At 40.3% G+C, this 18862-nt stretch carries 21 protein-coding genes and 1 tRNA gene; 10 read left to right on the top strand and 12 right to left on the bottom strand.

Translation table 11 applies throughout. From position 1 onward, the window contains the following. Window positions 1–50: 50 nt before the first annotated feature. The 4 genes from CAPGI0001_RS09165 to CAPGI0001_RS12620 all read left to right on the top strand — a co-directional run bounded on the left by CAPGI0001_RS09165 (window position 51) and on the right by CAPGI0001_RS12620 (window position 4866). Window positions 51–2642, top strand: coding sequence for a DNA gyrase/topoisomerase IV subunit A (locus tag CAPGI0001_RS09165; protein ID WP_002669241.1), 2592 nt, complete (start codon window positions 51–53; stop codon window positions 2640–2642). A gap of 267 nt (window positions 2643–2909) precedes the next feature. Further along, a complete protein-coding gene (locus CAPGI0001_RS09160) occupies window positions 2910–3872 on the top strand; it encodes a hypothetical protein (protein WP_002669297.1) in 963 nt (320 codons plus the stop codon). Window positions 3873–3890: 18 nt separating this feature from the next. Continuing rightward, entirely contained in the window at window positions 3891–4292 is a 402-nt protein-coding gene (locus tag CAPGI0001_RS09155) for a DUF4279 domain-containing protein (protein WP_002669147.1), read from the top strand. 34 nt (window positions 4293–4326) lie between these two features. Beyond that, entirely contained in the window at window positions 4327–4866 is a 540-nt protein-coding gene (locus CAPGI0001_RS12620; RefSeq protein ID WP_002669150.1) for a YceI family protein, read from the top strand. 55 nt (window positions 4867–4921) lie between these two features. On the opposite strand, the gene CAPGI0001_RS09145 is transcribed toward CAPGI0001_RS12620, so the two are convergent. The 6 genes from CAPGI0001_RS09145 to CAPGI0001_RS09120 form a co-directional block, all read right to left on the bottom strand. Further along, a complete protein-coding gene (locus tag CAPGI0001_RS09145) occupies window positions 4922–5773 on the bottom strand; it encodes a DUF2911 domain-containing protein (RefSeq protein ID WP_002669301.1) in 852 nt (283 codons plus the stop codon). 169 nt (window positions 5774–5942) lie between these two features. Next, a complete protein-coding gene (locus CAPGI0001_RS09140; protein WP_002669307.1) occupies window positions 5943–6269 on the bottom strand; it encodes a DMT family transporter in 327 nt (108 codons plus the stop codon). Between the two features lie 25 nt (window positions 6270–6294). Then, window positions 6295–6579 carry a hypothetical protein gene (locus tag CAPGI0001_RS09135; RefSeq protein ID WP_002669250.1) on the bottom strand — a complete coding sequence of 95 codons (285 nt, stop codon included), beginning with the start codon at window positions 6577–6579 and terminating at the stop codon, window positions 6295–6297. A gap of 28 nt (window positions 6580–6607) precedes the next feature. Continuing rightward, on the bottom strand, window positions 6608–6835 hold the full coding sequence (locus CAPGI0001_RS09130) for an Imm74 family immunity protein (protein WP_002669246.1): 228 nt from the start codon (window positions 6833–6835) through the stop codon (window positions 6608–6610). Window positions 6836–7016: 181 nt separating this feature from the next. Continuing rightward, complete coding sequence (locus CAPGI0001_RS09125) at window positions 7017–7241, bottom strand: hypothetical protein (RefSeq protein WP_002669199.1); 225 nt, start codon at window positions 7239–7241, stop codon at window positions 7017–7019. Window positions 7242–7246: 5 nt separating this feature from the next. Next, window positions 7247–8335 (bottom strand): YARHG domain-containing protein, encoded by a 1089-nt coding sequence (locus CAPGI0001_RS09120; protein WP_002669162.1) that lies wholly within the window; start codon window positions 8333–8335, stop codon window positions 7247–7249. A gap of 224 nt (window positions 8336–8559) precedes the next feature. Here CAPGI0001_RS09120 and CAPGI0001_RS09115 point away from each other — a divergent pair. Then, window positions 8560–8635, top strand: a tRNA-His gene (locus CAPGI0001_RS09115). Window positions 8636–8729: 94 nt separating this feature from the next. On the opposite strand, the gene bioB is transcribed toward CAPGI0001_RS09115, so the two are convergent. Then, complete coding sequence (bioB, locus tag CAPGI0001_RS09110) at window positions 8730–9791, bottom strand: biotin synthase BioB (RefSeq protein WP_002669371.1); 1062 nt, start codon at window positions 9789–9791, stop codon at window positions 8730–8732. Between the two features lie 219 nt (window positions 9792–10010). Between bioB and CAPGI0001_RS09105 the strand changes: the two genes are divergently transcribed. The 4 genes from CAPGI0001_RS09105 to CAPGI0001_RS09090 are packed head-to-tail and all read left to right on the top strand — an operon-like array spanning window position 10011 to window position 12447. Beyond that, window positions 10011–10925, top strand: coding sequence for a ribonuclease Z (locus CAPGI0001_RS09105; RefSeq protein WP_002669344.1), 915 nt, complete (start codon window positions 10011–10013; stop codon window positions 10923–10925). Between the two features lie 59 nt (window positions 10926–10984). After that, window positions 10985–11425, top strand: a complete 441-nt coding sequence (locus CAPGI0001_RS09100) for a hypothetical protein (RefSeq protein ID WP_002669342.1) — start codon at window positions 10985–10987, stop codon at window positions 11423–11425. A gap of 1 nt (window position 11426) precedes the next feature. Then, entirely contained in the window at window positions 11427–11906 is a 480-nt protein-coding gene (locus CAPGI0001_RS09095) for a regulatory protein RecX (protein WP_002669189.1), read from the top strand. Beyond that, window positions 11899–12447: a TatD family hydrolase gene (locus CAPGI0001_RS09090; RefSeq protein WP_002669222.1), complete on the top strand. Its 549-nt coding sequence runs from the start codon at window positions 11899–11901 to the stop codon at window positions 12445–12447. Before CAPGI0001_RS09095 ends, CAPGI0001_RS09090 begins: the two co-directional genes overlap by 8 nt. A 116-nt stretch (window positions 12448–12563) precedes the next feature. On the opposite strand, the gene CAPGI0001_RS09085 is transcribed toward CAPGI0001_RS09090, so the two are convergent. The 5 genes from CAPGI0001_RS09085 to CAPGI0001_RS09065 form a co-directional block, all read right to left on the bottom strand. After that, on the bottom strand, window positions 12564–13517 hold the full coding sequence (locus tag CAPGI0001_RS09085) for a hypothetical protein (protein WP_002669252.1): 954 nt from the start codon (window positions 13515–13517) through the stop codon (window positions 12564–12566). 195 nt (window positions 13518–13712) lie between these two features. Next, window positions 13713–14672 carry a hypothetical protein gene (locus CAPGI0001_RS09080; protein ID WP_002669358.1) on the bottom strand — a complete coding sequence of 320 codons (960 nt, stop codon included), beginning with the start codon at window positions 14670–14672 and terminating at the stop codon, window positions 13713–13715. Window positions 14673–14867: 195 nt separating this feature from the next. After that, window positions 14868–15830, bottom strand: a complete 963-nt coding sequence (locus CAPGI0001_RS09075; protein ID WP_002669186.1) for a hypothetical protein — start codon at window positions 15828–15830, stop codon at window positions 14868–14870. 221 nt (window positions 15831–16051) lie between these two features. After that, on the bottom strand, window positions 16052–16681 hold the full coding sequence (locus tag CAPGI0001_RS09070) for a porin family protein (protein ID WP_002669305.1): 630 nt from the start codon (window positions 16679–16681) through the stop codon (window positions 16052–16054). Between the two features lie 289 nt (window positions 16682–16970). Next, the gene (locus CAPGI0001_RS09065) at window positions 16971–17993 is read right to left on the bottom strand and encodes a TlpA disulfide reductase family protein (RefSeq protein WP_002669330.1); all 1023 of its coding nucleotides are present in this window, start codon (window positions 17991–17993) and stop codon (window positions 16971–16973) included. Between the two features lie 260 nt (window positions 17994–18253). On the opposite strand from CAPGI0001_RS09065, the gene CAPGI0001_RS09060 reads away from it, so the two are divergent. Further along, the coding region (locus tag CAPGI0001_RS09060) for an FAD-dependent oxidoreductase (RefSeq protein ID WP_002669318.1) at window positions 18254–18862 on the top strand (609 nt) is incomplete at its 3' end.

The following is an 18862-nucleotide window of genomic DNA, read 5'->3' as shown; positions in this document are numbered from 1 at the left end:
AGATAACAGATGTCCTATTACCTATTATCTATTACCTTTTACCTTATTTTATGGAAGAACACCCTATACCACCACAAGCCTCACAAGGGGAACCTCAAGAGACCATTACCCGTATCAGTGGGATGTATCAGAATTGGTTTCTCGACTATGCCTCCTATGTAATCCTCGAACGTGCTGTCCCCGCCTTGGAGGATGGCTTTAAGCCTGTACAGCGTCGTATCATGCACTCCATGGATGAGTTGGAGGACGGCCGCTATAACAAAGTAGCCAATATAGTAGGGAATACCATGAAGTACCACCCTCATGGCGATGCTTCCATAGGGGATGCTATTATTCAGCTTGGGCAAAAAGAATTGCTGATCGATACCCAGGGAAGCTGGGGGAATATCCTCACTGGCGACGATGCTGCTGCTCCCCGATATATCGAGGCTCGCCTTTCCAAATTTGCTCTGGACGTCCTCTTTAGCCCTAAGGTTACCCAGTGGCAGAAGAGTTATGACGGCCGTAATGACGAGCCTGTACACCTACCTGTGAAGTTTCCCCTGCTCTTAGCCCAAGGAGCAGAAGGAATTGCCGTAGGACTCTCTACCAAAATCCTACCTCATAACTTCAACGAACTCATTGATGCTTCTGTACTTTACCTCGAAGGCAAGCCCTTTGAGCTGTATCCCGATTTCCCTACTGCAGGGATTATGGACGCTACTGGATACAGTGATGGTATGCGTGGAGGGCGTATCAGGGTACGTGCTCGTATCGCTCAGAGGGACAAATCTACCTTGGTCATCACCGAGATACCTTTTGGCACCACTACCTCTTCCCTGATAGATTCTATTCTCAAAGCCAATGAAAAAGGTAAGATAAAGGTACTTAAGGTAGATGACAATACCGCTGCCAATGTAGAAATATTAGTACACTTGCCCAAAGGAATTTCTCCAGATAAGACTATCGATGCACTCTATGCTTTCACCGATTGTGAGACCTCCGTATCTCCTCTTTGTTGTGTAATTGAGGGGAGTAGACCTCTCTTTATAGGGGTAAGTGATATTCTAAAGAAAAGCACGGACAGGACAGTAGAGATTCTCAAAAAAGAATTGGAGGTCAAGCTCGATGACCTTGAGCAGAAGTGGCATAATGCTTCCTTGGAGAAAATATTTATCCGTGAGGAGATGTATATTGACTTCAAAAACTATAGTGATAAGGAATCACTCTATGCCTACTTATATAAGCGCTTCGAGCCTTTTGCAGAACAACTCCTGCGCCCTATCACCGATGAGGACTTGGAGCGCCTCACCCAGATTCCTATGATTCGTATCACTCGCTATGATACTTACAAGGCGGAGGAAAATCTCCTCAAGATAGAAGAGAATATAGCAGAGGTGAAAGATCACTTGGCCAACCTCATTGCCTTTGCCATAGATTATTTCAGAAATCTCCAAAAGAAATACGGAAAGGGCAAAGACCGCAAGACTGAAATACGTCCATTCGATACCATTGAGGCAACCAAGGTTGTCGTGCGCAATCTTAAGCTCTATGTCAATCGCGAAGAAGGTTTCGTAGGGACATCCCTCAAGAAGGACGAATATGTAGCTGATTGTAGCGATATAGATGATATAATTGTCTTCACTGCCGATGGAAAGATGATTATCACTAAGGTTACCGAAAAGAGCTATATAGGCAAGAATATTGTTCATGTAGGGGTATTTAAGAAGAATGACACCCGTACAGTATACAATTTGGTATACCGCAACGGGAATGATAAGATCTCCTATATCAAGCGCTTTACCGTTACAGGAATTATCCGAGACAAGGAATACGATGTGGTAGAGCCTCATAAGGATTCTCAAGTACTGTATTTCTCGGCCAACCCCAATGGAGAAGCAGAGGTGATCTCTGTCATACTTCGCCAAGCAGGGAGCGTAAAGAAGCTCAAATGGGATATCAATTTCGCCGATATCCTTATCAAAGGAAGAAGCTCTCGTGGAAATATCGTAACCAAATATGCCATCAAGCGTATAGAGCTCAAGGAAAAAGGTGTATCCACTCTCAAGCCTCGTAAGATATGGTACGATCCTATCGTACATCGCCTCAATACTGAGGGGCGTGGGGAGCTACTCGGCTCCTTCAAGGGTGAGGATAGGTTGCTACTTATCAGCAAGGATGCCATCGTCAAGACGGTAATCCCAGACCTCTCCCTACACTTTGACCCGAACCTGCTCATCATAGAGAAGTGGAATCCTGAAAAGCCTATTTCAGTAATTCATTACGAAGGGGAAAAGGAACGTTATTTTATCAAACGTTTCTTGGTGGAAAATCCTAACCGTGAGGAACTGGTTATCTCCGACCATCCTAAGTCTCAGCTGCTCTTTGTCTCCACCCAGTGGCGTCCTATGGCTGAGGTAATATTTACCAAGACAGGCAGAGAGCGTGCTGAAAACCAAACGGTTAATATAGAAGAGTTTATCGCTATCAAGGGTATCAAAGCCATTGGTAACCAACTCTCTACCGAGCGTATCAAGGAAATTGTCCCCTTGGAGCCTCTTCCATACGAAGAATCCCAAGAGGAGGAAACCGCTACTGAAGAGGAGGAAACCTCAGCACCAGAGATGATACAGCCCGATTTGTTTAGCGGATTAGACCAGTAGTCAAAAGTCAGTTTTCAGTCTTTTACAAACAGAGTAGGAGCAAAGTCTGCGAGGGCTTGTAGGGGCGAATGGCAATTCGCCCTTGAAAAAGAGTGAAATAAGAATTAACCTCTCATTCTATTTATTCACATTCTAATTGTTTCCATATCCATTAGATTAGAGAATGGGTAATTTGGTAAAGTATCAGATATGTAGCTACGTCTTAACAATCTCAATTCATCACCAATGTGGTGATGAATTATAAAAACACTAATAAATAACCAACTAATGAAACACTTTATAATATTCTTTGTAACATTATTATTGGCTGGCTGTAACCTCTTTCAAGGGCAACAGCCGGGAGAGGAAAGTGTTGCAGTAGAGGAAAAACAACAACAAGAAGAAGCGTTTGTGCCAGTGCAGAAGGAGTTGTATGTGATTGACAAGGAAGAACGGGAAGATAATTATCTTTTCGGTGAGAAAATAAAAATAAGTGCAGAAGGAAATGAGTTTTACAAAACTGATAGAGGAGATTATATAAAAAAGAAAGATGTAGGCGATTGGAATACCCTGAAAACTAAAATCACTGGGGATGATCTTACAAAAAACGTAGATATTAACGGAAATTCTAACGATAGTATCTCTAAATACCTGAGTATAGATCAAATTTCTTATGAAGAATATCAAGAAGCTCTTAGAAATAAGATAGATTTCCTTATAGAAGACACCCTTGCAATTGTAAAAAAGAATGGCAAACTTACCTTCCCTTGTGAGCATAAAACAGTTTATCTAAAAGACCAGTCTGATAGCATTGAAGATCCTTTTTCTACAACCTATGCTTATGTAGGGAATATACCTATTCTCAATCAATATTTAGTTTTTGAAGATTCTGAAGATTTTTATGCTTATATTTTTATAGATAAAACCACTGGTAAGAAAACTGATTTTGAGCGTTTTCCATTTCTCTCTCCCGATAAGAAGTATATCATTACAATAGGGAGAGCTTATGAAGATTTAGTGGGAATAATTTCTTTGTATCGTATAAAAAGTATTAAACCATTTGTGATTGAAACTTTAGTAAATGAAGACACAAAATGGTGGGCAGCCTATGATTTTGATAAAGAACCCATCTTTTTTAGTAAAAATGGTTTCTTATACGCCCCAATGAATGTTATCCCAAACTTTTTTGACGAGCATAATAACCCTAACAAACAACGAATGTATATCAAGATAGGAATCAAACGTCAGTAAATAACAAATAACCAACTAATGAAACACAAACCAACCACTATTCGGCTTTCCTTCTGTATATATGGAGACTATTTTGATGTGGATAAGGTGACAGATATAATAGGGCTTTCGCCTACTCAAACCGCTTACAGGGGAGACCAACTAAAATATCGTGTCAGTGAAGAGACTTTTTGGGAATATAACTTTGCTCCTCTTGAAACTCTTCTTATAGAAGATAATTTGCAAGTATTTGCCGCTCAGGTAACGCCTTGTTTGGAAGAATTAGCTTCTTTTATCAAAGCGTTTGCTCTTACTTCAAAATTACTTTTTTGTGTAGAAATGAGTCCTGAGGAGAGCTGCCCTGCCATCGTTTTTGATAACAAAATATTAGAACTACTTCACAGGCTTAATGCTTGGATAGATATTGATATGTATAAATGACAAAGGAACTAACAAAAATTACTTAATTCATAAAATGAAAACACACCTATTTCAACAGCTATTTATAGGGTTTTCCCTATTCTTTGCTACAGTGGTAACGAACCCTCTTTGGGGACAAACGCAAACAAAATCGTTTATTACTTTCTCTATCAAGAAAGGTTTTCTCACGATAAAGGGGGAGTTTAAGAACTATGTCCATGACATACATTTAGACAGAAAGATCTTTGGAAGAGTACGAGTGGCCAGTGTAGATACCGGAAACAAAAAGCGAGATGCACACTTGCAAAGTGAAGAGTGGTTTGATGCTGCTACTTATCCCTATATCGAAATGCAGTCTACCAAAATCACTGGAGTGTCTGAAAGGAAATACCTCGGTACCTTTGATATAAAGATAAAAGGGAAAACGCTAAGTAAGGAGATTTCTTTTACTACAGAAGGAAATGTTTTCAAAATGGATTTTGAGCTTTCACGTAAGTCTTTCGGTGTAGGAAGTGGTTTTCTGGGAGCTATTGTAGGGGATAATGTAAAGATAAGTATTCATCTCCCCATCTTCGGTTACATAGAGGCAGAATAGCTAAAAAAGTAACAGGTAATAGTTCTATTTCTATTACCTGTTATTTTTTTTATTCCTATCTCTTTTTCTTCCATTGGGAAATGGAATCCTGATTCATTTTGACATAATCCTCATTACCTGCTTTTTTGGCTTTTTGTAGGGAGGTTTCTGCGGCTTTGATAGCTTCTTTGGTCTTTCCTAACTTAGAGAGGATGATGGCTTGTGCGCGATACATATAGTAGGGAGCATCTTCCTGCATGCTAAGGGATTTGGTAATGAACTCATTAGCTTTGCTGAGGTCTCCGTTGGCATTGAGTAGGTAGTTAGCAGCTTCGTAGTAATCACGTGCGGAGGACTCAGCCGTGATCTTGTCCGCTATATTATCCATAGATTGCTCTTGCGTATGGGTATGGAAAGGCAGTTCTACGAGGGTCTTATCCCAGCGTATGGCTATTTTTCCATCGTTATAGTTGATAGGGTTTAGCTCTATGGTGAGGTATTCTGTTTCCATAGGGTAGGGGATAGGCTTGCCCTCAGCTTGTAGGGCTATTTGGCTTTCCTCCCATGGTTGGGGAAGCCCCCAGTTATCATTTTTCTTGTAGAAATAGAAAGTCCATTTGTCCATTTCTGGCTTGGTGTATAGGGCATATTTTCCTTTGGGGAGTACCTTCCCTGTGATCATTACATCTTCACTAAAGGAAATGGTGGTATTCTCATTGGCTCCAGTACGCCATACACGTCCGTAAGGGACTAACTCTCCGAAGATTTTTCTTCCTCGCTTAGCAGGGCGGGTATAGTCTACCTCTACCTCAGTGAGTCCTACCACTTGTTCTATACTTCCCCTCACGCTGGGCTGAGGGAGTTTTATCTGCGCCATTGCTTCACTAAGAAAGCATAGCATACTAGCAATAAAAACTATTTTTTTCATTCTACGGTTGTTTTTCTAAAGGGGAGTTTGTAGCAAAAACTATACCAAATTAGTTTTGAGTTTTAAGTTTTGAATTTTGAGTTTCCTACGAACTCAAAACTATAAACAGAGAACTACGAACTATAAACTGGGAACTACGAACTCAAAACTATGAATTCAAAACTCAAAACTAACTAGATACTGCTTTGAGTCCCACTACAGAACCAATAAGGGTAGAGAGAAAGAAGAGGCGCCAGAAGGAAGCGGGTTCCTTGAAGACGAAAATTCCCACTAAGGCGGTACCTACCGCTCCTATGCCAGTCCATACGGCATAGGCAGTGCCTAAGGGGAGGTGTTGGGAAACCTTCATCAGCAGAGACATACTCACAAAAGTACAGAGCAAGAAACCTCCATACCATAGGTACATAGTGGTACCCTGTGTTTCTTTTCCTTTGCCAAGACAGAAAGTAAAAGCGACCTCGAAAAGGCCTGCTATAATAAGTAAAATCCAATACATAAATTTGAGTTTTCAGTTATGGGGGCTATTCCATTCTCATAAGACATTCCTTTAATCTTTGTAGGAGATTTGGAGCTGCGATACAGTCGGTAATGCTTAGATTGTCTAAAGCAGGCACAGGCTGTGTGATGACAGAGAGGCTGCTGGATCCAAATTTTCCCCAAATCACTTGGGCAATATCCCTATGATAGTTCAACTGTTGTAATAGTTCTTTGGTAAGGGAATTGCTGGTGTCGAATTCCTCATAAAGACTTACAAACTGATTCCAAGCCCAATCGCCTGAATAATAGTTTTCTAAATGATGGTTCATCTTTAAAAATTAAGAGTTGAGAAACAAACTATTCAATGAGTACCTTTTGTCCTTTGCTCGAAAAATGTTCTATAATAGCCTGTAATATAGTCTCTTGTTCCACAGAGGAAAGTGTATTATCTATTGAATTACGATAGATAATGTAACTATAGGTATTATCTTTGGTAAGTAAAAGACCCTCTCCTAAGATATGGTAATACTGACCTTTGTAAGATATGGTAATTTCTCCTCTTGTAATTTTTTCTATTTTGACCATTACATATTTTGGTGAATTGTTTCCTAAACTAATGTGAGTTCAATATAACAAAATCTCTCACGGATTATGATAAGAGCAAAGGTTTCATCTCAGACTTACAGCTCTCAATAAAGAGCCAGAGGAGGCTGCTTATAATCGGCAGTAGCTGCAAGAAGCGCGCCAGAGAGGGAATTATCCTATGTCATTTTAAACTATTTTTAGCTTCTCCTAATAGTTCGATAAAGGTATTGTATTCTACCTTATGGGTTATTATTTCCTCATTGCTTCGATTGGTGGTAGGTGTTTCTACGAAAAAATTATGATCTTCATCGTAGCTAACAAGCGCAATATATTTGTCATCAATGTAGATTTCGGCGACCAAATTGTCATAATTACTATCACTACTTATGAGTATTTCTTTCTTCATCCGTTTTATTTTAGGCTATTGATTAGCTCTTTTTCCTTTGGGGTCAGGTATTCTACTTCAGGGATATAGCTGGGGTTAGGCTGGTACCAATCCTGTTTGTTGAAGAAGGCTTGTAGTGTTTTGTCCTTGAAGATATAACCACGGCGGGCGAAGGGGAGATTGCGTAGCAGGCGCTTCTCTTCTTCTGTCTTGGGTTCTGTTTCGTATTTGAAATTGGGTAGGTCAATGGTAAAGGGGTAGTCAATAGGGAAGCCCGCACTCTGATGCATCCATAATGCCCAATCACAGATATGGAGTTCTCCCTTGGGGGTAAAGTTTTTCTTTTGGAAAAGGAGTAATCCCTGCTGTACATAGAAGTTGGTAGTATTTAGGTCAGTACCATCTCCTGGAGTTTTGAGGGCTGTTTCGGTGATTTTCCCTACACCGCTGAGAAGCCATTCTCTGCCGCTTTTGAAAAAGGTACGTTCGATGGAGGCGGTTTGGAAATCCCCCATGTCTATGATGAGGGTAAAGTCGTCTATGCGCTTGTTCGCCCAGCGGTTGGCGGCGGTGAGGATATAGTCAAAGTGATAGTTGTACGCAACGCCGCCAGAGATGTTGTATTTGTAGGTATGTTTGAGGATATTCACACCCTTTTTGAACTTGGCTTTGAAGTGATAGACATACCTAAAATCAATATAGTTGCCATCCTTATTACCGTTGAAAGTATTGAGGTCTACGCTTTGTATTTTCCCTCCTTTGGCATAGAGGGAATCGGTTACGTAGGCGATTTGGTAGGGGAGGAAGGCATTGTTCAGGTTTACCGTAAAATCAAACATATAAGGGTGGTGTCCGTTTTTTGGAGCACCATCTACATCGCCGCTGGGGCTTTCCGCCTCAAAGCCGACGATGATTTCCTTGTCCTCCTTGGGGTTGAAGAACTCGTAATACACAGAGACTTCTATATATTTGTTCTGTATCTTCTTGAGATATAGAATCTCCTTTTGTACAGAAATGTCGGTTTCTCTGATGGGAACCAAGTGATTGCCTGATCCGAAGAAAGCCCCGTCATTGGCGTAAAGGGCTGTGCTTAATAAGAGTAAAAACCATTTCATGAATTTAGGGTTTTAGGTAAAATTCTTTTTTGGGGGCAAAGATACAGATTAATTTTTTAGTAGCCTACTATAGATTCTTTCATAAAGGGAGTGTTTTTTAGCATGAGTATATATAAATAGCTATGGGTCAATATGATATGTATTTTAAAAATGAAATCAATAATTTTTTCAATAAAAATTTTTCTATTTAGAAAAAAAGTATTACTTTTGCACCCGAAATAAATGGTGGTTTTAGCTCAGTTGGTTAGAGCGTCGGATTGTGGTTCCGAAGGTCGTGGGTTCGAGCCCCATACTCCACCCTTTACAAAACCAACCCCTGATAAGCATTGCTTATCAGGGGTTTCTCTTTATCAAAAAAAGCTATCCTATTAGGATAGCTTTTTATTTCACGATTTTACTTTTCACTATTCACTTTATTGGGTCTTGACCACTTAGGTTTTTCTCCGAGGGCGGGTATCTGTGAGTCAGCAGCCTCTACAGTTACCGGCTGAGGGTGTTTCTCGAAAGGCTTTTGGGTACGCATGCCTAAGGCTTCGAGCATGTGCATATCCTCCTTGATGTCAGGGTTGGGTGTTGTCAGAAGCTTGTCTCCAGCAAAGATGGAGTTTGCCCCAGCAAAGAAGCACAAGGCCTGTCCTTCGCGAGACATATTCATACGTCCTGCCGAGAGGCGTACTTGTGATTGTGGCATCACAATGCGTGCGGTAGCGATCATGCGTACCATTTCCCAGATATCCACAGGAGGGAGTTCCTCCAAAGGAGTACCCTCTATAGGTACTAAGGCATTGATAGGTACGGACTCTGGTTGTGGATCTAGGGTGGAGAGGGCTACGAGCATCTTTGCTCTATCTTCGAGGGATTCTCCCATGCCTATGATTCCCCCACTACATATAGTGATGCTTGTCTTGCGTACATTCTCTATTGTCTTGAGGCGGTCTTCGTAGCTACGAGTGGTTACAATCTCGCTATAATAATCCTCGGAAGTGTCTAAGTTGTGGTTGTAGGCATAGAGTCCTGCTTCGCTTAGGCGCTTGGCTTGGTTCTCTGTAAGCATCCCCAGTGTACAGCACACTTCCATATCGAGCTTATTGATGGTACGTACCATCTCCAATACTTGCTCGAACTCAGGACCATCCTTCACATTGCGCCAGGCAGCTCCCATACATACACGGGAGCTCCCAGAGGCTTTGGCTCGCAAGGCTTGTGCCTTTACTTGCGAGAGGCTCATCATGGGCTCTATCTCCACCTCCGTGTGGTAGCGTGCCGACTGAGAGCAGTAGCAACAGTCCTCCGAGCAACCTCCAGTCTTAACCGAAAGCAAGGTAGATACCTGTACGGTATTCGGGTCATGGTATTGGCGATGCACTGTCGCAGCCTCATAGAGTAAGTCCATCAAAGGTCTGTTATAGATATCTATAATCTCCTGAGCTGTCCAGTTATGTCGTATTTCGTTCATGTCGTTTTTTCTTTGTGATTTATTACAAGGGGCAAAAGTACGAATTTTAATTGTTAATTGTCAATGGTTAATTGTTAATTTAGTGAGTGGTGAACACTAAGTGGTGAGCAGTCACTTTTCACCCTTCACTCTTTTTGGCAACTTATTTATCATGGTTCACTTGTCATTTGTTATTAATTTTGTATCTTTGCCGAAAAATAGTTCTCACTCATTGATAGAATGAAATTAACTACTTTAGGCTGCCATAGTGCTTCTCCTCGGGATAAGGCACGTACTACCGCTCAGCTTCTTGAGATGCGAGGACACCTTTTCTTGATTGATTGTGGAGAAGGTACCCAGATGGCTCTTAGGCAATCCAGTGCTAAGTTTGCTCGCATTAAGCATATTTTTATCTCCCACCTCCATGGGGATCATTTCTATGGGCTGGCCGGGCTGATCTCCACTTTCCAGCTGCAGGGTAGGGAAGCGGAGCTACATATCTATGCCCCTAAGGGGGCTAAAGAAGCCATGTTGCTATTGCTCAAAGTGAGTGGAGCTCATATGGTCTTTCCGCTTTATTTTCACGAGCTGGAGGGGAAGGAGAGCCAACTGATTTTCGAAGACGACAAGGTGGCAGTAACCACCATCCCTCTAGACCATCGTATCTATGCTAATGGATTTCTATTCAAGGAGAAGAACAAAGAGCGTAAGCTCAATGTAGATGCAGTGCAGCAATATGGTATCGATGTGTGCTACTATCAGAATATTAAAAATGGCAAGGATATCCTTTTGGATTCTGGTGAGTGTATCCCCAATGAGCTTTTGAGCTTTCCTCCAGCACCTCCTGAGAGTTATGCCTTTTGTAGTGATACGATATACCGCCCCGAGATCGTCCCTCTGATCAAGGGAGTTCAGGTACTCTACCATGAGAGTACTTTCCTAGAGGATAATCGAGCTTTAGCTGAAAAAACCAAACACTCCACAGCACTACAAGCAGCACAAATAGCACAAGCAGCAGGGGCACAAACCCTTATCTTAGGACATTATTCCTCCCGATACAAGGATAAAAGAGTCTTCCAAGAAGAAGCCCAAACCCTCTTTCCCAATACCCTCCTAAGCGAAGATGGAAAAGAATTTAATTTTAATGATCAATGATTAATGATTAATGTTCTAAAACTCTAAGAACTCAAAACTAAGAACTCAAAACTAACTTGATGTATACATTACTAAGAACTACCCATTCGCTTACTGCCTATATAGTGTTGGCAGTACTTTGTTTTGCTGTTGTCAATGCCCTATTAGGGGTTTTACAAAAGCGTAAATATACCAAGGCAGACTTGCGTATTAATCTCTTTGCGCTGATATTCGCGCACTTACAGGTTACCTTAGGGTTGATCCTTTACTTTGTAACTCCTTTGTTCCAGAGTTGGTCTGCTATGGGGGCTGGAGTGATGAAGGATGCTTACCTTAGGAAAATGTTGGTAGAACATCCTTTTGGACTCGTAGCTGTAGCGCTGATTACTATCGGCTGGTCACTACATAAGAAACAGAAAACGGATACAGGAGCTTTCAAGCGTATCTTGGTATTCTATGCCTTGGGATTGCTCCTTATCTTGGGAGTACTTCCTTGGAAGACGTGGATGAGTGCTTTCTAATATGAGTGATACGGTCAAGACTTATACAGTGCAGGAAGCCACTGCACGTATGGAACGCTTCTGTGCTTATCAGGAGCGCTGCCATAAGGAAGTCGTTGCCAAGCTCCGCCAGATGCGTATGATCCCAGAGGCAATTGACCTTATCCTCACGCACCTTATCGAGGATAACTACCTCAATGAGGAGCGTTTTGCCCGTAGCTTTGCCCGTGGTAAGTTCCGCTTCAAAAAATGGGGAAGGGTACGGATCACCCGAGAGCTGAAGCTCCGCGCTATCTCTCGCTACAATATAGCCTGTGCTATGGAGGAGATTGAGGAGAACTATGACGAGGTTTTCGATACCTTGGCCCAGAAGAAAGCGGATACAATCTCTGAAAAGAATATTCAAAAAGCACGCCGCAAGCTCGCAGACTACCTTCTCTACAAGGGGTGGGAGTCTGCTCGGGTATATGCTAAGGCGGTAGAACTCTTCCCTTATGAATAGTAATCCTCTTTTTCCTTATCCCAATATCCATACACACAAGGCGCGCCATAGCCAAGAGGTTCAGAACTGCTTCCCCGAGGATACGTATGAACAAGGAGTCTTCTCGGTGGGTATACACCCTTGTTATATCAAGGGGGAAGGTCGAGAGCAGTGGGAACAAGTGGTGGCACGTGCTACCCATCCGCTCTGTGTCGCCATAGGCGAATGCGGCTTGGACAAAAGGGCTTCTTCGCCCCTTGTACTACAAGAAGAAATTTTTCGCTGGCATATCTCCCTTGCTCAAGAGCTCCAAAAGCCACTTATTATCCATTGTGTAAAAAGCTATGGGGAGATCATCCGACTGCGAAAGGAAACAGGGGCTACAGGTCTGTGGATACTTCATGGTTTTCGAAAGAGCGAAGCACTAGCACACCAGCTTTTGGCCTCCGGCATAAAACTCTCTTTTGGTACCGCCCTTGAGCGGGATCCACGCTTGCAGCATTTGGTACAAACCCTCCCTCGTGAAGATTATTTCTTCGAGACAGACGAGGATAATGAGTAATGAATAATGAATAATGATCAATGAACGATAAAAAAAGGCTGTCTTTTTCGGACAGCCTTTTTTAGTTATAAGTTTTTCAGACCAAGGAATTACTCTCTTAGACTGAACTATTTGGATTAGTAAGTATACTCAAAAATCTCGATTAGATCCTTCTTTTCTACCCCATTTTCAGTTTTCTTATAGAATATTTTTTGAGTAAGAGGGTAATTGTTATCTGCATAAGTGTACTCATATACATGTTCACTTACATAAGGACTATCATTGTTATCTTTACGAGTTTCTTTACGAGTAAGTACATTGTTTTTAGAACCTTCTGTACTAATAAAATAATCAGGTTTTACTAGTTTACTAGAATTTTGCAAATAAGGATTGTTTTTTCCATCATAGGTATACTCTGTAGTATATTCATGATTCGTAGTGATTTCAGTTTTCTTAATCAGATTCTCATTTTCAAAAGTATAGGTGTAGGTTTTCAAGCTTGTATCTCCATCTCGTTTGTTTCCTTGAGCATCTTTGGTATATTTTTTTTCAGCAGCTGAGATTACATTACCTGTATGTGTATAATCAGTTTCTCTGACAAAGGTAATTTCTTCTGTTTGTCCATTTTGACCTGCGTAACCTGGTGATTCAACGAGAACCTTAGCCAATTTTCCATCACTATGGTAGCTATAAGTAGTAGTCGCTCTATGAGCTGTACCATATTTTCGTGTAGTAGTTTTTAGTTTTCCGTCCACAAAGGAATGAGTTTCAGTAAAGTTCTCTTTTTCTCCATTTGATCTTGATTTTGTATAAGTAACTTCCTTAGGATAGTCTCCTTCATAGGAAATGGATCTTAAGATTTTGCTTTCTACACTCCCACCGAGCCCATAGGAAGTATAACTACTAGAGAGTATTTTTCCTCCTTGGAGGTTGTAAGTTGTCTCAGAAATAAGGCTGCCACTACCAAATTTGTTGACAACTTTTTTAGGATAGGTACCTTCAGAGATAGAAATACCTCCTCCATTATCATCACTTTTACTACAGCCTACTAATGCTGCGATAGCCACAAGGCTTGCCATAATTTTTTTCATGATATTTTAATTTATTATTATTGCCACAAAGATACAAATTGCCTTTTTCTTTTCAGTTAATAAGAATATAAATTAAAGAATTTGGCATGTTAAATTTAATAGTTGGAATGTAAAAAAGCGAGATTTCAAAAAATCTCGCTTTTTAGTTATAAGTTTCAGACCAAGGGATTGTTTCTTGAAAACAAACTATTTGGATTAGTAAGTATACTCTTTAGTCAGAACTAATTCCTTCTTTTCTACTCCATTTTCAGTTGTTTTACGGAATATTTTTTCAGTAAGAGGGTAATTGTTATCTGCATAAGTGTACTCATATACATATTCACTTACATAAGGACTAGCGTTATGGCTGCCTTTATAAGTCGTTTTTTCAGTAAGTATATTGTTTTTAGAGCCACTTGCACTAATAAAATAATCAGGTTTTACTAGTTTGATAAAGTTTTGCAAATTAGGATTGTTTTTTCCATCATAGGTATACTCTCTAGTAGATTCATGATCCGTAGTACTTTCAGTTACCTTAATCAGATTGTCATTTTCAAAAGTATAGGTGTAGGTTGTCAAACTTGTATTTCCATCTCGTTTGTTTCCTTGAGCATCTTTGGTATATCTTTTTTCAGCAGCTGAGGTTACATTGCCTATATGCGTATAATCGGTTTCTGTAACAAAAGTGATTTTTTCTATTTGTCCATTTTCACCTGCGTTACCTGGTTCTTCAAAGAGAACTTTTGCCAATTTTCCATCATTATGGTAGCTATAAGTCGTAGTAGTTGCTCTATCAGAATTATCATATTTTTTAATGGTAGTTTTTAGTTTTCCATCTACAAAAGAATAAGTTTCGGTATAGTTCTTTTCTTCTCCATTTGATCTTGATTCTGTATGGGTAATTTCCTTAGGATAGTCTCCCTCATAGGAAGCAGAGATTAAGCTTTTGCTTTCTATACTCCCATCGGGCTTATAGGAAATAGAAGTAGTAGAGAGTATTTTTCCTCCTTGGAGGTTGTAAATTGTCTCATAGGTAACGTTGCCACTACTTCCTTTGTTGACAATTTTCTTAGGAAAGGTACCTTCAGAGATAGAAATACCTCCTCCATTATCATCACTTTTACTACAGCCCACTAATGCTGCGATAGCCACAAGGCTTGCCATGATTTTTTTCATGATATTTTAATTTATTATTATTGCCACAAAGGTACAAATTGCCTTTTTCTTTTTAGTTAATAAGAATATAAATTAAGGAATTTGGCATGTTAAATTTAATAGTTGGAATGTAAAAAAGCGAGATTTTTTAAAATCTCGCTTTTTAGTTATAAGTTTCAGACTAAGGAATTACTCCCTGAAAACGAACTATTTGGATTAGTAAGCATACTCTGTAGTCTCATCTAATTCCTTCTTTTCTACCCCGTTTTCAGTTGTTTTATCGAATACTTTTTCAGTAAGAGGGTAATTGTTATCTGCATAAGTGTACTCATATACATATTCCTTTACTATAGTAGAGTTGTTGTAATTATATTTAGTAGTTATCTTTCTAGTAAGTATGTTGTTCTTGGAGTTCTTTGCATCATTAAAATAATCAGGGTCGATTAGTTTTTTGAAATTTTGAAAGAGAGGGTTGTTTTTTTCATCATAAATATACTCTGTAGTAGATTCATCATCCGTAGTGCTTTCAGTTACCTTAATCAGATTTTCATTTTCAAAAGTATAGGTATAGGTTGTTAGACTTGTATTTTCATCTCGTTTGTTCCCTTGAGTATCTTTAAAGTATCTTTTCTCAGTAGCTGTGATTACATTACCTGTATGCGTATAATCAGTTTCTGTAACATAAATGTCCTCCACTATTTGTCCATTTAGACTTGATTTACGTGGTTCTTCAACAAGAACCTTAGCCAATTTTCCATCATTATGGTAGCTATAAGTAGTAGTTGTTGTTGCTCTAGGATTCGTATCGTGTTTTAGCGTAGTGTTTTTTAGTTTTCCATCCACAAAAGAATAAGTTTCGGTATAGTTCTCATTTTCTCCATTTGTTTTTGATCTTTTATAAGTAGCTTCCTTAGGATAGTCTCCCTCATAAGAAAAAGAGATTAAGATTTTGCTTTCTATACTGCCATCACGTTTGTAGGAAATAGAAGTAGTAGAAAGTACTTTTTCTCCTTGAACATTATTAGTTATTTCATAGCTAATGTTGCCATTTTCTGCTTTGTGGACAATTTTCTTAGGAAAGGTACCTTCAGAGATAGAAATACCTCCTCCATTATCATCACTTTTACTGCAACCTACTAGTGCTGCCATAGCCGCAAGGCATGTCATAATTTTTTTCATTATTTTTTCAGTTTATTGTTAGTGTGGCAAAGGTACAAAATATCCTCTTCTTTACTTAGTTAATAAAAACACAAATTTAAAGATTTGACTTGTGAAAATCAGTAGTTAGATTTCAGTAGGCAGTAATCAAAATATAAAAAAGCGAGATTTTTAAAATCTCGCTTTTCTTTGTTATTTAGGTATGTTAGGTTTTACTCATATACGCGCTCACGTGGCTTTATCTAAAACTTCACTCCTACCCCCAAGGAAAGTACGGCATTCTTGAAATTGTTGGTATCGCTGATACGTGCATTTCTTAGCGAAGTGTTACTGTTGTCAAAAGAGTTGGTCAAGGAGTGTGTGTAGCGTGCTTCTGCGAAGAAGTGAGAGTTAAAGTTGATCCCTAATCCCGCTCCTACCCCAAAGTCAAAAGCAGCATAAGCGTCTTTGTCCAACTTCTGGGAGTTACTTAGGTTACCCACTGTATAGCTTACCTCTGGTTTGCCTACCAAGAAACCAAACTGCACTCCTCCCTGTAGGAAAAGAGGTCCAAGGTTCACCTTAGCCATCACAGGGATATTTAGGTAGTCCATCTTGAGATCTTTGGTTGTAGTGGTGCCAAGAGTTTTGTACTCCCAAGAAGCTCCTTGTCGTGAGTAGACAAGCTCTGGTTGTAGGGAGATCACATCTCCTAAGGGTAGTTCCAGAAGGGCTCCTACATAGAATCCACTACGCCCTTTTAGGCTTGAATCATTGGCTACTTCTCCATTGAGAGAAGAGTAGTTGTATCCTCCTTTGAACCCGAAATTCTGTGCTACAGCTTGGGTCATTCCTATGAGAATAAATGTTAATAAAAGTGCGATTTTTTTCATCTTTTATGAATTTTACAGCTAATAATTCATTAGCTTGGTTAATTGATTATTTAAATCGCAAAAACCGTGCCAAAAATTTATATACAATAGGAAATAATGCTAATCAATAGTAGAAAATATTTTGTATAGCCCAATTTGTTAAGGCGCAACAAATAGCCTCTCTACGGATGACTACACTAATGAGGGGGTATCTTAGCCAGCGTTTAGGTCAGAGATGCGAGGATCGAATCGTTACCCCATTTACTCTTCACTCTTCACTCTTCACCGCTCACTGTTCACTTCTCACCGCTCACTGATTACTGATTACAGAACTGAGTTGTATACCTCTGGAGAGGATTTTTCCATCTTTGTCTAAGAGCATATAAGTAGGAATCCATCTAAGGGCATAGGTGAGTGCGGCATCGGATTGCCATACTCCTTTGGCTAAGGCTTGTGGCCAAGTATATTGATCCTTGGCGATGGCAGCCTGCCATGCGGCGGTATCTTCATCAAGAGAAATACTGAGTATCTCTAACCCTTTGTCCTTTTGTTCTTTGTATAGAGCTACTAGTTCAGGACTTGCCTTGCGGCAGTCAGGACACCAAGATGCCCAGAAATCTACTAAGAGTTTTTTGCCACGAAAATCCTTAAGAGATACTTTTTTCCCTTGTGCATCTACCAAATCGATTTCTGGAGCTTCTGCTCCGGGTTGTATCTTGGAGAGTTGCTCAAGAGCTAAGTCTAATTCTTTGATATAGGGATTGTTGTCCAAGGATTTGTCCAAGCTCTTACGTAGGGCGGATAGGGTAGGGAAGTCATAGCGGTAGGCATTACGTGCCAAGAAGTAAGCCAGCTGCGGAGAGGCAGGAGCCTCCTTGATCTCTTTAGGGAGATCTAAGGCATTGTTCAGTGCCATACGGTTGTAGAGTTCGAAAACTTGAGTACCATCGCTGGAGCGGAGAAACTCAAAATTCCAATCAGGATTGAGAATCAGGCTAATAGGACTATTTTCTATATATAAGTGAGCACGCTTGCCGCTGCCGTTCAGGCGTAGGGCGTAGACTAATGGTTCGGCAGTCTTTCCTTCAAAGTGGAAACGCCCTTGGCTGTCAAGAGCAACCGAATCCACAGGGGTATATACCCTATCTTTGTATTGATAGAGGAAGATACGAGCGCCCTCTTTTACGGGTGCTGTACCGTCTATTATATAATGGTCTCCTATGCTGATTTTCTCAGAGGTGTCCCCAGAGGTGGACGCATTCCCCGCAGGAGCGGTGTTCTGGCACCCTACCCAAAGAGCGGATAGGGCTACAATGTAAAGAATTTTATTCATATAATATATATCTTTTTAATTCTGCAAAGGTAGTAAAAAATAATAATACAATAACATATTTCAGTTGTTTTTTTTATCACTACCCTATTAGCCTGTTTGTTTGTTATTTAATATTAAAAGAAGTTTTCTCAAGAAAATTAATTTTGTGATCTAAAAAAAAATAACTACCTTTGTAGCGCATTGCAGTAGTGTGCTATTTCTTTTTAAAAAGAAATCCCTACTACAGACTACTTGGAGATAAATATTTTAAATGTGTCATAATGAAAAATTACGATGTTATTGTTATAGGAGCAGGCCCAGGGGGCTATGTAGCGGCTATTCGCGCCTCTCAGTTGGGGAAGAAAACCGCAATTGTAGAGAAGTATAACACCCTCGGAGGAACTTGCCTCAACGTGGGCTGTATCCCTTCTAAAGCGCTCTTGGACTCTACGCACCTCTTGGAGGATACCCACAAACATGCCATTTCTCATGGGATAGAAATTGATGGGAATATCATGGTGGATTTTGCTAAAATGGTCGAGCGCAAACAGGCGGTGGTAGATCAAAACACACAGGGAATCAACTTCCTGATGAAGAAAAACAATGTAGATGTATTCCACGGAAAGGCTTCTTTTACCTCTCCTACTGAGATACAGGTAGAGGGGGCTCAGCCTGAAACACTCTCTGCAACTCACTTTATCATCGCAACAGGCTCTAAGCCTTCAGCACTACCTTTTATTACTTTGGATAAGCAGCGTGTGATTACCTCCACTGAGGCGCTAAGCCTTCGTGAAGTGCCTAAGCACTTGATTATCATAGGCGGAGGGGTTATCGGGCTGGAACTTGGACAGGTGTACTTACGCTTAGGGGCTAAGGTCTCAGTGGTAGAA

The organism is Capnocytophaga gingivalis ATCC 33624 (assembly GCF_000174755.1).
Lineage (GTDB): Bacteria > Bacteroidota > Bacteroidia > Flavobacteriales > Flavobacteriaceae > Capnocytophaga > Capnocytophaga gingivalis.
This window is presented reverse-complemented; position numbering and strand designations above follow the sequence as displayed.

What these genes read in the sequence shown, in the direction of transcription:
- CAPGI0001_RS09165 (WP_002669241.1), top strand. Translation starts at nt 51, where the DNA reads ATGGAAGAACACCCTATACCACCACAAGCCTCACAAGGGGAACCTCAA.
- CAPGI0001_RS09160 (WP_002669297.1), top strand. Translation starts at nt 2,910, where the DNA reads ATGAAACACTTTATAATATTCTTTGTAACATTATTATTGGCTGGCTGT.
- CAPGI0001_RS09155 (WP_002669147.1), top strand. Translation starts at nt 3,891, where the DNA reads ATGAAACACAAACCAACCACTATTCGGCTTTCCTTCTGTATATATGGA.
- CAPGI0001_RS12620 (WP_002669150.1), top strand. Translation starts at nt 4,327, where the DNA reads ATGAAAACACACCTATTTCAACAGCTATTTATAGGGTTTTCCCTATTC.
- CAPGI0001_RS09145 (WP_002669301.1), bottom strand. Translation starts at nt 5,773, where the DNA reads ATGAAAAAAATAGTTTTTATTGCTAGTATGCTATGCTTTCTTAGTGAA.
- CAPGI0001_RS09140 (WP_002669307.1), bottom strand. Translation starts at nt 6,269, where the DNA reads ATGTATTGGATTTTACTTATTATAGCAGGCCTTTTCGAGGTCGCTTTT.
- CAPGI0001_RS09135 (WP_002669250.1), bottom strand. Translation starts at nt 6,579, where the DNA reads ATGAACCATCATTTAGAAAACTATTATTCAGGCGATTGGGCTTGGAAT.
- CAPGI0001_RS09130 (WP_002669246.1), bottom strand. Translation starts at nt 6,835, where the DNA reads ATGGTCAAAATAGAAAAAATTACAAGAGGAGAAATTACCATATCTTAC.
- CAPGI0001_RS09125 (WP_002669199.1), bottom strand. Translation starts at nt 7,241, where the DNA reads ATGAAGAAAGAAATACTCATAAGTAGTGATAGTAATTATGACAATTTG.
- CAPGI0001_RS09120 (WP_002669162.1), bottom strand. Translation starts at nt 8,335, where the DNA reads ATGAAATGGTTTTTACTCTTATTAAGCACAGCCCTTTACGCCAATGAC.
- bioB (WP_002669371.1), bottom strand. Translation starts at nt 9,791, where the DNA reads ATGAACGAAATACGACATAACTGGACAGCTCAGGAGATTATAGATATC.
- CAPGI0001_RS09105 (WP_002669344.1), top strand. Translation starts at nt 10,011, where the DNA reads ATGAAATTAACTACTTTAGGCTGCCATAGTGCTTCTCCTCGGGATAAG.
- CAPGI0001_RS09100 (WP_002669342.1), top strand. Translation starts at nt 10,985, where the DNA reads ATGTATACATTACTAAGAACTACCCATTCGCTTACTGCCTATATAGTG.
- CAPGI0001_RS09095 (WP_002669189.1), top strand. Translation starts at nt 11,427, where the DNA reads ATGAGTGATACGGTCAAGACTTATACAGTGCAGGAAGCCACTGCACGT.
- CAPGI0001_RS09090 (WP_002669222.1), top strand. Translation starts at nt 11,899, where the DNA reads ATGAATAGTAATCCTCTTTTTCCTTATCCCAATATCCATACACACAAG.
- CAPGI0001_RS09085 (WP_002669252.1), bottom strand. Translation starts at nt 13,517, where the DNA reads ATGAAAAAAATTATGGCAAGCCTTGTGGCTATCGCAGCATTAGTAGGC.
- CAPGI0001_RS09080 (WP_002669358.1), bottom strand. Translation starts at nt 14,672, where the DNA reads ATGAAAAAAATCATGGCAAGCCTTGTGGCTATCGCAGCATTAGTGGGC.
- CAPGI0001_RS09075 (WP_002669186.1), bottom strand. Translation starts at nt 15,830, where the DNA reads ATGAAAAAAATTATGACATGCCTTGCGGCTATGGCAGCACTAGTAGGT.
- CAPGI0001_RS09070 (WP_002669305.1), bottom strand. Translation starts at nt 16,681, where the DNA reads ATGAAAAAAATCGCACTTTTATTAACATTTATTCTCATAGGAATGACC.
- CAPGI0001_RS09065 (WP_002669330.1), bottom strand. Translation starts at nt 17,993, where the DNA reads ATGAATAAAATTCTTTACATTGTAGCCCTATCCGCTCTTTGGGTAGGG.